The organism is Flavobacterium sp., from assembly GCF_003525665.1.
Classification (GTDB): domain Bacteria; phylum Bacteroidota; class Bacteroidia; order Flavobacteriales; family Flavobacteriaceae; genus Flavobacterium.
This window is the reverse complement of sequence record NZ_DQDX01000061.1, coordinates 1-12,951: the sequence shown is the minus strand read 5'-3', so window position 1 is coordinate 12,951 and position 12,951 is coordinate 1. Positions and strand designations below refer to the sequence as shown.

Here is a 12,951-nt window from a genome sequence, read left to right as displayed (position 1 = left end):
AGACAGATCATTTACAAACGAGTGTGAATCAGAATATATTCTACTTTTTTGTTGATTATCAGTTTCATTATTGATTTTTGGAAACCAAGGCGATAAAAACCAATGCGGAACATTTTTATCAAAATGAAACAATTGATTTATCGTTTCTTTATTAGTTGAATTTTCTAAACAAGATTCAAGTTTGCTTTTCTTTTCATCAATCGTTAAATTTTAAGCTTTTAAAATTCGTTCTACTGCAATTTGCAGATTATCTTGTTTGCCAAATGAAATATGAAAATAATTAATGGTGTACCAAGAATTACTAATCATTCTTGAAAATATTTTTCTTTTTGGAATTTCAATATATTCTTCTTCAACTAATTCAATCAAAGCTATCAACCAATAAAACTTATAAGTAGCCGAAGTGCTTCCGAATACAGAGGCAAGTTTATTTATTGGTAAATTATTTGAAGTTGGTAGGTTCATTAATTGCATTTAATGTGAGATAATCTTTTATTTTCCATAGTTTGATGAACTAATTCAAATTATATTTTTGTTCTAATTCAAGTTTTTGGATTCTTGCAATAATAGCTCCTAAATTTCTACCAAAAAAATCACTAAGTTCGGTATTAGATTTTCCTTGTTTATAAAGTTCTTCAAGTTTTGAATCGTCCTCATTACTCCAAGGCATATAGGCATTTTTGTTTATTAATCTTGCAGTTTCAACATAGCTAGGAACTTTTTTTTCATCTGAATTGCCCAAAATGTTTTTAGAAAGTTTGCTTCCACAATTTCTACAAAACTTATCTGATTCATTTACTGTAGTTCTACAGTTTTCACAAACAATAACTTGTGTTCCTATATTTTTGATTATTGGTTTATTTACTTGGTAAAAATGTTGAGGTATTTCATCAACAAATGAAGACTCATTTCCTAATTCAGTTATAAGAAATAATTCATCTTTTGCCCTTGTAATGGCTACATAAAACAAACGTCTTTCTTCTTCAAGCAAAATATCATACTTTATATCTTTAACCACTCTAAATATTGCATCATCAAGCCAAATATCCGGAAAACCACCATTACCTTCAGTTAATCCTATAATAAAAACTGCTTTTGCTTCTAACCCTTTTGAAGCATGAATAGTTTTTGATGAAACAAAAAGCCTATTCTGTTTTAAAGCTTCTAAATATGGACTAAACATTTTTGATCTTCTATACAAAACAAGAATATCATCTTTACCCAAGCCACTATGGTAAAGTTGTCTTACTTTGTCAACTAAAAATTCTACTCCGTCATCTTCTGTACTCTTGGCTCTATAGATTTGAATTTTACTAGGCATTTCGTTGAATGCTCTAACATCTTTGCTTATCTGATTTTTATTGTGTTTTATTACTTCATTACTCGCTCCCACAATTGTTTGTGTGCTTCTGTAATTCACGTCTAATTTATGAATCTCACAATCTTTGTAATGTGTTTCAAAATTTACAATGTAATCTACATTTGAGCCTCTAAAACCATAGATACTTTGCCAATCATCACCAACACAAAACAGTTGATTATCTGGTTTCAATAATAAGTCTAACAATTTAACCTGTAAACCATTTACATCTTGAAATTCATCAACCATTAAATACTTGTACTTACTTCTGTAAAGTTCTCTGATGTCTTCATTATTTTTAAGCAGTTTTACCGTTAAAATTATTAAATCATCAAAATCTACATAGGATTTATTGGTACAGTATTTTTTGTATTCTTCAATAATTGGAATAGCAAGTTCATAGAAAACTCTTATTCTTTCGTGCTCACTTTTTATTGATTTTTCTAATAAACTTGATGGTTCAATATCTTCACCTTTCATCATAGATTGCATACGCATTACAGTCTTTAAAAACTCATCAATTTTATTATGATATCGATTAAATTCTTCTTCATAGTTTATAGAAACATCTTCTGTTATTGTTTCAGTAATTTTTCCTTTTACAATTCTTTCCATCGCTAAATTGAAAAGAATAGAATTATTCATTATGGATTCATAAGTTACAACACAATTTTTACCGCCTTCAATAAATTGTTTTTCTTTATCAGCCATTTTATAGCTCATATCCGTAACATGTTCGAGATAAAGATTAGCCTGAGGAATAAAAAAATCTGGTTTAAAATTAAAATCTTTGAAGTTGGTTACTTTTTCATAAACATATTTTATATTGTGTCTGTATAACCAATCTGCTATATCTCGCTCTGACTTTGATTTTACAGTTTCACCTTTTAAAGTAGTGTATGTTTTTTGTCCTTCGTTAGTATAAATTTTTATTTCTTTATCAAGGGATACTTTTTCAACATAATAATCTAATATGTATCGCTTTAGTTTTAAAATATAACCACGATCTTTACAAGCAAGAATCAAAATTTTACTTATAATATCTTTTGGTTTTTCATTCGCAAGAATATCTTTTGCTTTTAAATCTACTTCCTCAGCGGAATTATCTGTGATTAGTTTGAATTTATTATCAAAAACAGGATTTCCATTATCACGAAGAATTTTATAACATAAAGAATGAAATGTTCTAATTGTTAAATTAGAAATCCAAGGTTGCTCTAACACTCTTTTTCTTCTTTCTGATTCCTTTTGTAAAACAGTTGTAGATTTATTTTGAATATATGATTCGTAGGTATTTGTAACATCACTAGAAATAATTAACCTATCAATCATTTCATTTGCAGCATTTTTAGTAAATGTAATCGCTAATATTGAAGAAGATTTTACACCTTTTTCTGCAACTAAATACAGAAGTTTAGAAATAACTGTTTTTGTTTTTCCTGAACCTGCACCAGCAAGAACTAGTACTCTTTTTGCGTTACTCACAACAGCTTCTAGTTGTTTGTTGTTTAGTCCTTCTAAAATAGTTTTGTTTTTTTCTGACATTCTGTTTTTATTTTCTTCCAAAATCAGCAGGATTTTCTCCCCAAGCTTTAGTTTCCCATTTTAGTAATTCGTTTTCAAAGGTGTTGTTTTCCAACCATTTTTCTGCTCTAGCTATCATCTCAAACAATTTCTTATTCTTTTCACTAGGTTGATGATTCGTTCTTGCTTTTTTATCCTTAATCCAGCCCAAAGCTATTTTGCTATCGGAATATATAGGTAATTTTGAATGCATTTGTTTACACAAAGCCAAAGCATGCACAATCGCTAAAAATTCAACCATATTAATAGTGCCATCCTCCAAAGGTCCAATATGAAATAATACTTCATAGGTTTTTAGATGAATTCCTTGATACTCAACTAAACCTGTGGTGTTATCCCAAGCTCCATCAACAGCAATGGAATCTTCTATTGGTTCACCAATTAGTTCTAGTTCTTCTTTCGATAAAGAACTAATTATTTTTTTATTTTTTCCTACATATTCTGAACTTGAATCATTATAAGCTTTTTCAGCTGCTTCTTTAGTTTCGAATGATTTAAAAACTGCACCATCAAAACCATTGGTTTGTTCCTTACATTCGTCCCAAGTACTAAAAACTCCTGTTTTTCGTCCTTTCCAAACTACATAAAATTTTGGTTTTTTTGCCATTATATTTCTAATTTACTAATGTTCTGTATATTGATGCATTATCAGGATATACGGGATTAATTAATTTCATTTCAATACAATCTTTTCCAAACCTACCAAAAATAATTATCTTTTACAAGAATTACATAGGTAGTTTTACGTGATTTTTCAAAAGTAAAAAAGAAGTTTTATGGTATTTTACGGTTTTCCGCATTTTGGTAAAAAAAAGTATTTTTAATTGAGGCAATTAAAAACTAATATTCTATACAAATCAATAGATAATCAATAGTAGTTTGTTAGTAACAACAATACTAATCAATAAAAAAAAATAAAAAAACGCACCAAATTTTATATAGATTGTAGATGTATTCATCCGTATACAATTTGCATTAATCCGCTTTGAATGATTATAAATCCGTATTAATTTGTTACTACTAGTTATTTTTAATTTCTGAAATTTTGAGTTTTCTGTTTACTATTTTGATTTTGTTTTTAAGTTGTTTTTGTATTGATTACATTTTCTGCATTTCATACAAAAGCGCTTCCTGCTTTTTCACTTTATATGAATATTTCTCAGAATAACTATAAATCAATTGCATTATGTATTGATTACTTGCATATCGTGTAACATGTTCTTTTAATTCAGTTATTTCATTGATAATGATGTCGGAACTCAAATAGCCCATTCCATAAAAATGACCATTTTCAACATAAACAATGCTTTTTTCCTCTTGGGTTCTTCCTTTATCAATTATGGCAAAACTTTCTCTTTTAGAAAGTAAATGGTTTAGTGCCTTTTCTATTTGTTCATTGTGAGAATCTAAATCGGGTAGCATTTCTAAATCCTTTTTATTGGCTTGAGGTAGTTCTGGCATTCCAAATCTCAATTGTACTGATGTAACTTTTAAGGTTAAAAAACGTATAAGTAGTAATGAAACTATTATTTAAAATTGTGCTAAATAATATACTACTAGTTAATTAGTTATTAAAGGAGATACAAGATATATATCAAATGCTATATATTTGCATCATTAAATTAAACCAATCATGGCAATTGCAATTAAATCAATACCAGTTCTAAAAAGTGAAGCAGCAAAAGCTTTTGTAGATAGAATTAGTGGTAATACTGCAAAAAAATCTACTGTAGATTTTTCCGAGCAAGCCAATGTTGCATCTAAAATTTTAGCTAAAGCTAAACTGTAATCTAGTTTGGGTTTTCTACTAAACAATTGTACTTTTAGAGTTTACGATAGTGAACTTATCGATTCCTGTGAACCTTTTGATTGTGGTAATGCCGATTTAAATGATTTTTTTAGAAATGACTCTATAAATTATCATTCTGAATTATTAGGTAAATCTTACTGTTTTACGTTAGACGAAAATCCTCAAATTATTGTTTGTGCTTTTACTATTTCTAATGATAGCATAAAAACCTTTTTATTGCCTAATGCGCGGAAGAAAAAAGTTATCAAAGATATTCCTCGAGAGAAAACAATGAAATCTTATCCAGCAGTATTAATTGGACGATTAGGTGTAAATACTAATTATCGCTTCATTAAAGGAGAAACTGAGAGAACAGGTAAGCAATTAATGGATTTTATAAAGTCTTGGTTCATTGATGGTGCAAATAAAACAGGTTGTCGATTCATAGTAGTTGATTCATATAATGAAGTAGCTCCATTAAGATATTATACAGAAAATGATTTCATACCTTTATTTAGTTCTGATGACCAAGAGAAAGAATATACAGGTATCCCACTAGAAGCTTTACTTCCAACAAGATTAATGTATTTTGATTTAATTATTCTTAAGAATAAGTGAGATTAAATCATTCATTACTATTCTTCCTAAACGCACTACTTCCTATACCAAAACACCATCCATCCTTTTCATTTTATATAAATATTTCTCAGAATAACTATAAATCAATTGCATGATGTATTGATTACTTGCATATCGAGTAACATGTTCTTTTAATTCAGTTATTTCGTTTATAATTATGTCGGAACTCAAATATCCCATTCCATAAAAATGACCGTTTTCAACATAAACAACACTTTTTTCCTCTTGGGTTCTTCCTTTATCAATTATGGCAAAAGTTTCTCTTTTAGAAACTAAATAGTGTAGCGCCTTTTCTATTTGTTCATTATGCGAATCTAAATCAGGTAGAATTTCTAAATCATTTTTAATGGCTTGAGGTAATTCTGGAATTCCGAAGTTGCAAAATCGGTGGTCAATAGTAAATTTCTCTTTTAGTTGCATTAAGGCATTGATGGCAGTGTGCAAACTATTGAACGATTCAATGCAAGATTGCCCTTTGCTGAGCTTACCAACAGCCAAATAGCGGTAACCACTTCGAGCTTCGTATTCATAAAGTCCGTAGTTGAATTCAAATCGTTTTAAAGCTCTGTTGTAAGTAGGCCAAAGCTTTTTTATTTCGGTGCATTCGAGGAGTAGTGCGATTAGTTCGGTGGCACAGACTTCGAATGAAATTCCGTGAATGTCTCTTAGAAAATTTTGTCGTTGCGAATTGATGTTGTGTCCGCTAAAATGTGAAGCAACTCTCTTTTTTATGTTTACTGCTTTGCCCACGTAGATTACTTTTTTGTATTGATCATAAAAATAATAGACGCCTGTTTTTTCGGGTAAAGCATCAAAATCGGTAGGAGGTAAGTGTGGTGGCAAACGCTGGTCTGTTGCTGTTTTTTTAATCATCGTTTCAATAACCTTTGCATCGTCCCATTCCAATAATCTACTGAATAAAATTGTAGTTGCATTGGCATCACCTCCAGCGCGGTGCGCATTTTCTAACGGAATGTCTAAAGAATTGCATAATCTACCCAAACTGTAAGAAGGTAATCCAGGTTTGATTTTTCTGGCAGCACGAACGGTACACAACTTTCTTGCGGTCCATTTATATCCAGATAGTTCAAGTTCGTTTCTAACAAAAGAGTAATCAAAATTCACGTTGTGTGCTACAAAAACTCGGTCTTTAAGCAATTCCAAGACTTTATCTGAAATTAAATCGAAGATAGGAGCAGTGCTAACCATTTCGTTAGTGATTCCGGTAAGCGCAAAAATAGCTGGCGGAATTTCTTTCTGTGGATTAACCAGAGATTCCCAACGTTCTACTATCTTTTTTCCGTCGTGAATGATGATGGCAATTTCTGTAATGCGACTGCCACTGGCATTTCCTCCGGTGGTTTCGATATCTACTATTGCGTATTCTTGTTTTTTCATTGCTTGTCTAACGTTACTCTCTTAATTATAGTATGATTTTTAGCTCTAATTCATCTTTAGTCTTGGCAAATTAATTTCATGCTCTTGCGGATAAGGTTGGCGTTGTGTGCTACTCACATCTTCTTTCAAATTTTGCTGTGTTTTAAACTCTCTATCCGAAGAATTGGAATACCTTGGATCGGCAATAAAAGGCATTTTAGCCATTTTGGTAATGGTTATCGTAGGGAAGTGAAAATCTACTTCCACCTGACCCAGCAATAAATAACATCCGCCACCTTGAAACGGATATTTTTTTAAACAATCAGCAAAATGCGCTGTATCGAAAAAAGCACCTTCCGCATCAATCCAAGTACCAAAATACATCGTGCCCATTTTGGTAGGCACTTGCTTTCTTGAAATTAAATAAGCCAACATCCGAACCGTTTTTTTGTGGTACTTCAATAAATCTTTTGCTAAAACATCGCCTCTGAATTTGGTTTGAAGCAAATCAAAAGGCGAACACGAGACAGGAAATCCGAGTAATTCAATTTCATCAAATGCATCTTCATAATCGGAACGTTGCAAAACCGGTAAGGTGTATTCTTTAATCGGTTGTTGCAGTAACGTCCAACTTCTATCTTCGGGTTTGAAATTGACCATGATTAATCGAGCCTTTACCAATAATTGATTTTTGGATTGTCCAGTGAATCGAAAGGCGCCAATAAAAATAAGGGTTTGAATACTTTCAATACCAATTGGAACCCGATTTATAAAATCTTCCAAGGACAAATAATTGCCATTGGTTTCGCGTTCTTTTACAATAAACTGTGCAATTCTAGATTCTAATCCTTCCAAATGCATGAAACCCAAATAGATTTCTATACCATACAAAGTAGTTTCAAAATTACTATTGTTCACACACGGATTATTAATGTTGCCACCCGACATTTTAGCTTCGTGAATATAGACTTCTGTGCGATAAAACCCGCCTTGATTATTGATTACGGCTACCATAAATTCGATAGGATAATACACTTTCAAATATAAACTCTGATAACTCTCCACCGCATACGAAGCCGAATGTGCTTTGCAAAAAGAATATCCTGCAAAGGATTCAATTTGTCTGTAAATTTCGGTGCTCAATTTCTCAGGATGACCTTTGGCTTTACAACATTCGAAAAAATGGTCTTTTACTTTTTGCAAAGCTGCTTTCGAACGTCCTTTTCCACTCATGGCACGGCGTAAAATATCACCATCGGCAGCTGGCAAACCACCATAATGCAAGGCTATTTTTATCACATCCTCTTGATACACCATAATGCCATAGGTTTCACCCAATTGCTCTTTAAAAACATCATGAAAATACTCAAACTTGTCGGGATTATTGTGTCTGAAAATGTATTCCTTCATCATGCCCGATTGCGCTACACCCGGACGAATAATGGATGAAGCAGCAACCAAAGTGATGTAATCATTACATTTTAATCGCCTTAACAATCCGCGCATAGCAGGACTTTCGATGTAAAAGCAACCAATTGTTTTTCCGATGCTCAAATAACTATTGGCTAAGGCTTCATTTTTGGAAATGGAAGTGTCTCGAATGTTGACTTTTATACCTCTATTTTTTTCAATGAGTTTCACGGTATCATCAATGTGTCCGATGCCACGCTGACTTAAAATATCAAATTTTTCAAATCCGATATCTTCTGCTACATGCATGTCAAATAGTACAATGGGAAAACCTTTTGGAGGCATTTCAAGTACCGAAAAATTAGTAATGGGCTCTTCCGAAATTATAATACCACAGGAATGCATACTTCGTTGGTTGGGGTATTTTTCGAGTAGCATTCCGTATTCTTGCACCAGTTTTACAATTTTATTGCCATCATGCAAACTCATCGGATTTTTTGCCAAAACATCCAATTCTTCTTTTGGTAATCCGAATACTTTGCCCACTTCCCGAAATATAGAACGATACTTAAACTCAACGTTTGTTCCGCAAAAAGCTACATGTTCGGCACCATATCGGTTAAAAATGTATTCTAGAATGGTATCGCGTTCTTTCCAAGACCAATCGATGTCAAAATCGGGTGGACTTTTTCGGTTGACATTTAAAAATCGTTCAAAATACAAATCCAATTCGATCGGACAAATATCAGTTATACCAAGACAATAACTCACAATACTATTGGCGCCACTTCCACGACCAATGTGAAGAAATCCACAACTGTTGCTGTATCGGATGATATCCCAAGTCATCAAAAAGTAGCCACTAAATTTTAATTCGTTAATGACTTTTAATTCCTTCTCCACACGTTGTAGCGCTTGACTATTGTAATCGCCATAACGCCATTTCAAACCTTGCTTCGCCAAATTGGTCAACAGCGCAATATCACTTTCTTCGCTATTGGTGTAGTATTTTTTATTTCTCGGAGTTTCAAATTCAAATTCGACGTTGCATGAATCAATTACCTTTAAAGTGTTTTCAATTATTTCGGGATAATCACTAAACTTTTCTAGTAATTCTTTTTCAGAAATCATTACTTCTGATGTACTGCAATAATCACTTTCGGTTAATTTTGAAAGTAGGATGTTGTTGTCAATGGCACGTAGAATTTTATGCAAATTAAATTCCTTTTTAGTTCTAAAAGTCACTGGTTGAAGAATGACCATTTTAGAAATCTTAGCTTTTAATTGAGCATCATATAACTTAATTAATTGTTCCGAAGTTATGCCGATGTATTCGTTTTCAGCTAAAGTTTCAGGAATGCTGTCTATCGGATAAATGCAAATTACATTTTCAAAATTGGGTGCTTTTGATGGAAGAAGTGTTTGCTCAAAATTGTGTTTGGTTCGAAAACGATTCATTTCACCAACACCTTTAAATTGTGTTGCTAATCCTATGTATTTCAGTTGGTTATTATCTCTGAACTCAATCCCTACTAAAGGTTTAATGTTCACCTTTTTGCACTCTTTTATAAACTCATAAATTCCTGTAACGGTATTAATATCAGTTAATGCCATAGCCGAAATATTCAATTCCACGGCTTGTGCAATTAAATCCTCTAACGGAATGGTTCCGTAGCGAAGGCTGTGATAAGAATGGCAATTGAGGTACATTTATAAATTGTTTTTAAGGATGGTATCGGCTCTTCCAACAGCATCAAATCCGAAGCGTTTTTTCATTTTATCTAAGGCTTCGTACAAGGAAAGCATTTCGACGGTATCTTCAAATAAATCAATTTGATACGTACCTCGAACTAATCCTTTAAATGAAATACCAATCATTCGCAGACGCATTCTTCTGTCGTATAATTTATCAAATAATTCCGTGACCGATTTTATCAAAACATGATCGGCTGAGGTGTAAGCAACTCCAACTTGTCTGGTTTGGGTATCGAAATTGGCATATTTAATTTTGACCACAACCGTTGAGGTTAGCCATTGTTCTGAACGCAATTGAAAAGCCAATTTTTCGACCATTCCAACAAGGATCGATTTCATCACCGGAATGTCAATTGTATCTTGGATAAAGGTTCTTTCAGTTGAAAGTGATTTTCTTTCCTTGTATGGTTCAACAGGATTGTTATCAATTCCGTTGGCTTTTTTCCATAATTCCACGCCGTTTTTTCCAATCATTTGTTGGAGAATTTCGGGTGGCATTTCTGATAAGGTTTGGATGTTTCTGATTCCGATTCGAGTCAGCAATTGAAAAGTGACTTCACCAACCATAGGTATTTTTTGAATCGATAACGGATTTAAAAACGAACGTACATTATTTTCTGGTATTTCTAAATTACCTCTAGGTTTGCCTTCGCCTGTTGCAATTTTGCAAACGGTTTTGTTTACTGAAAGTGCAAAACTAATTGGCAAACCCACTTCTTTCATCACTTTCTGAGCCAGTTCTTCAGTCCATTTATAACAACCATAAAACTTGTCCATTCCAGTAATATCTAGATAATGTTCGTCGATACTTGCTTTTTCTACAATGGGTGCTTTCTCTTCAATAACTTGAGTAACATTGGCTGATAATTTAGAATACAAATCCATATCACCACGAATGATTTTGGCTTGCGGACATAATTTCATCGCCATTCGAATGGGCATAGCAGAACGAACTCCAAATTTCCTCGCTTCATACGAACATGATGCCACCACACCACGGTCGCCACCGCCAATAATTAGTGGAATTCCGTTTAAAGAACTGTTTGTGAGTCGTTCACAAGACACAAAGAAGGTATCCATATCCATGTGCACAATTGCCCTAGCCATTTTATTTTTGAATTTAAATTAGAAATTATTTTACAAAATTAGGACGAATACGCACAATAATTATTATATTTGTTGTGATAAATACGCACATTAACTTATGTCATTATATTCAGAAAACATCAAATACCTTCGCATCAAGAAAGATGTTTCGCAGCAAGTAGTTGCGGATTCTGTTGGTATTCCGCGTCCTAGATATGCTAAATATGAAGATGGAAAGAACTTTCCACCACCAGAAACACTGTTGGCTTTATCACGCTATTTTGCCATGAGTATTGATTTATTGCTTTCGGTAGACGTAAGAAAAATACCTGTAGGCGATTTATTGAAGTTGGAAAACAACCGAGTATTACTTCCGATTACGGTGGATTCCTATGGTAATAATTTGATTGAAATCGTAACTCAAAAAGCCAAAGCAGGTTACTTAAGTGGTTATTCAGATCCTGAATTTATAGAATCGTTGCAACAAATTTCACTTCCTTTTCTTGGACCAGGAAAGCACAGAGGTTTTCCGGTAGAAGGTGATTCGATGCCACCACACGAAGATGGTTCCATTATTGTTGGTCGTTATATTGAAAAACTGCGTGATGTGCTTGATGGTAAGACGTATATAGTGATTACCAAAGATAATGGCATCATTTATAAACGTTTGAATAAGAACGGAAAAAATTCGTTGATGTTAAACTCTGATAATACTTTTTACGAACCTTATGAAGTAAAAGCCTCCGATATTTTAGAGATTTGGGAATATGAATGCAATATAGGTCGCACCGACCGCAAGTCTGATTTTTCAACAGACAACCTAACGTCTTTAATGATGGAAATGCGTCAAGAGTTGCGCGAGGTTAAAGCTAAAATTAATACCTAAAATTAGAAAATAATAAGTGTACTAGATAGTTTAGATTAAGTTATTTTATATATTTGATTTATATAAATATACGAATTACACATTTATAAATTTTCATTACTAAAATACTGAAAATAAGTAATTTGAATATTAATAGAAGTAATGAGTTGCATCTATTTGTATTTAGTGGCAACTAAACACCCGGAGTAGAAACACCCGTTAAATAATGAAGACTTTTATCTCAGATTTAATTCCAAAGCTTAAGCAATTTTCACAGAAACTTGATGATTTAGCCCTGTTGACAAACCAACATTGGGTTGTAGTTGACGACATAGTTAACAATAAAAATGTTTATATTTTTAGAGCAAATAATGATTTACTTATTTCGCAAAATGGAAAAGTTGAAAAAGCTAAATGGGAATATCTTGGAAATAACTCCTTGTTAATAGACAGAAAGGATGAAAGTTATCTGTTTAAGCATGGATTTTTCGATAAAAATATTCTTGCACTCAAAGTTGATAGCAAAGAGGAATATGTATTTTTAATTAATGAGAATAAATATGATGGCGACTTAAATTCAATAGAAAGCGTTTTATACTTTTTGAAAAAGACTTACCTTGAATCTCCAATAGAAAAATTTATTGAAGTTGAAATTGACAAGCCGAAGGTTGACATTCCACTGAAAATTGTATTTGTTAGTCATAAATCTGACAAGGGAATTTTGGAATTCGAACAAACTCAAAATTCATATCTTGATCTTGATTATGGTCAAAAGGTTTTTCTAGAGGGAAAACCAGCGCCAAATGGAAAGTATAGGCTTGACTTTATGCGATACATCCATATAAAAGAAGGAATAATTACGAATGTTAGCCTTTTATAAACTACATTGGCAGCCACTAACAGCCTTTTCTCACAATTGCGAATTTTGTGGTAAGTTCACGCTCACGTTTCGTAATAATTTTTATCTTTAACGGAAAATATTCGGTTACGAAGTTCGCAAACTCGCCAAGTGGAGACCGTCAGGCTGCGTAAAAACTAAGTTAAAAAGAGAAGTTATATGGATACCTATCAGAGAAAAATTCCGTA

11 protein-coding genes are annotated in these 12,951 nt (G+C 32.5%); 4 read left to right on the top strand and 7 right to left on the bottom strand.

The genetic code is table 11. From position 1 onward, the window contains the following. Nucleotides 1-210 precede the first annotated feature (210 nt). The 4 genes from DIU01_RS04270 to DIU01_RS04255 all read right to left on the bottom strand — a co-directional run bounded on the left by DIU01_RS04270 (nt 211) and on the right by DIU01_RS04255 (nt 4,405). Nucleotides 211-465 carry a hypothetical protein gene (locus DIU01_RS04270; RefSeq protein WP_290832007.1) on the bottom strand — a complete coding sequence of 85 codons (255 nt, stop codon included), beginning with the start codon at nt 463-465 and terminating at the stop codon, nt 211-213. 49 nt (nt 466-514) lie between these two features. After that, nucleotides 515-2,905 (bottom strand): UvrD-helicase domain-containing protein, encoded by a 2,391-nt coding sequence (locus tag DIU01_RS04265; RefSeq protein WP_290832006.1) that lies wholly within the window; start codon nt 2,903-2,905, stop codon nt 515-517. Between the two features lie 7 nt (nt 2,906-2,912). Next, nucleotides 2,913-3,551, bottom strand: coding sequence for a ribonuclease H family protein (locus DIU01_RS04260; RefSeq protein WP_290832005.1), 639 nt, complete (start codon nt 3,549-3,551; stop codon nt 2,913-2,915). 491 nt (nt 3,552-4,042) lie between these two features. Continuing rightward, nucleotides 4,043-4,405 carry a hypothetical protein gene (locus DIU01_RS04255; protein WP_290832004.1) on the bottom strand — a complete coding sequence of 121 codons (363 nt, stop codon included), beginning with the start codon at nt 4,403-4,405 and terminating at the stop codon, nt 4,043-4,045. A 172-nt stretch (nt 4,406-4,577) separates the two neighbouring features. On the opposite strand from DIU01_RS04255, the gene DIU01_RS04250 reads away from it, so the two are divergent. Together DIU01_RS04250 and DIU01_RS04245 are read left to right on the top strand one after the other, a co-directional pair. After that, complete coding sequence (locus DIU01_RS04250; protein WP_290832003.1) at nt 4,578-4,733, top strand: hypothetical protein; 156 nt, start codon at nt 4,578-4,580, stop codon at nt 4,731-4,733. A 6-nt stretch (nt 4,734-4,739) separates the two neighbouring features. Further along, a complete protein-coding gene (locus tag DIU01_RS04245; protein ID WP_290832002.1) occupies nt 4,740-5,351 on the top strand; it encodes an N-acetyltransferase in 612 nt (203 codons plus the stop codon). A gap of 42 nt (nt 5,352-5,393) precedes the next feature. Here the strand turns inward: DIU01_RS04245 and DIU01_RS04240 are convergent, their stop codons facing one another. The 3 genes from DIU01_RS04240 to dinB are packed head-to-tail and all read right to left on the bottom strand — an operon-like array spanning nt 5,394 to nt 11,021. Continuing rightward, a complete protein-coding gene (locus tag DIU01_RS04240) occupies nt 5,394-6,770 on the bottom strand; it encodes an exonuclease domain-containing protein (protein WP_290832001.1) in 1,377 nt (458 codons plus the stop codon). Between the two features lie 45 nt (nt 6,771-6,815). Continuing rightward, complete coding sequence (locus DIU01_RS04235) at nt 6,816-9,869, bottom strand: DNA polymerase III subunit alpha (protein WP_290832000.1); 3,054 nt, start codon at nt 9,867-9,869, stop codon at nt 6,816-6,818. Continuing rightward, complete coding sequence (gene dinB / locus DIU01_RS04230; RefSeq protein ID WP_290831999.1) at nt 9,870-11,021, bottom strand: DNA polymerase IV; 1,152 nt, start codon at nt 11,019-11,021, stop codon at nt 9,870-9,872. A gap of 97 nt (nt 11,022-11,118) precedes the next feature. On the opposite strand from dinB, the gene DIU01_RS04225 reads away from it, so the two are divergent. After that, nucleotides 11,119-11,886 carry a LexA family transcriptional regulator gene (locus DIU01_RS04225; RefSeq protein ID WP_290831998.1) on the top strand — a complete coding sequence of 256 codons (768 nt, stop codon included), beginning with the start codon at nt 11,119-11,121 and terminating at the stop codon, nt 11,884-11,886. 205 nt (nt 11,887-12,091) lie between these two features. Further along, a complete protein-coding gene (locus DIU01_RS04220) occupies nt 12,092-12,745 on the top strand; it encodes a hypothetical protein (RefSeq protein WP_290831997.1) in 654 nt (217 codons plus the stop codon). The last annotated feature ends 206 nt before the right edge of the window (nt 12,746-12,951 follow it).

Bases quoted from the DNA above. Each gene is read 5' to 3' on its own strand.
- DIU01_RS04225 (WP_290831998.1), top strand. From the start codon at position 11,119: ATGTCATTATATTCAGAAAACATCAAATACCTTCGCATCAAGAAAGAT.
- DIU01_RS04255 (WP_290832004.1), bottom strand. From the start codon at position 4,405: ATGCCAGAACTACCTCAAGCCAATAAAAAGGATTTAGAAATGCTACCC.
- DIU01_RS04250 (WP_290832003.1), top strand. From the start codon at position 4,578: ATGGCAATTGCAATTAAATCAATACCAGTTCTAAAAAGTGAAGCAGCA.
- DIU01_RS04220 (WP_290831997.1), top strand. From the start codon at position 12,092: ATGAAGACTTTTATCTCAGATTTAATTCCAAAGCTTAAGCAATTTTCA.
- DIU01_RS04235 (WP_290832000.1), bottom strand. From the start codon at position 9,869: ATGTACCTCAATTGCCATTCTTATCACAGCCTTCGCTACGGAACCATT.
- dinB (WP_290831999.1), bottom strand. From the start codon at position 11,021: ATGGCTAGGGCAATTGTGCACATGGATATGGATACCTTCTTTGTGTCT.
- DIU01_RS04260 (WP_290832005.1), bottom strand. From the start codon at position 3,551: ATGGCAAAAAAACCAAAATTTTATGTAGTTTGGAAAGGACGAAAAACA.
- DIU01_RS04265 (WP_290832006.1), bottom strand. From the start codon at position 2,905: ATGTCAGAAAAAAACAAAACTATTTTAGAAGGACTAAACAACAAACAA.
- DIU01_RS04270 (WP_290832007.1), bottom strand. From the start codon at position 465: ATGAACCTACCAACTTCAAATAATTTACCAATAAATAAACTTGCCTCT.
- DIU01_RS04240 (WP_290832001.1), bottom strand. From the start codon at position 6,770: ATGAAAAAACAAGAATACGCAATAGTAGATATCGAAACCACCGGAGGA.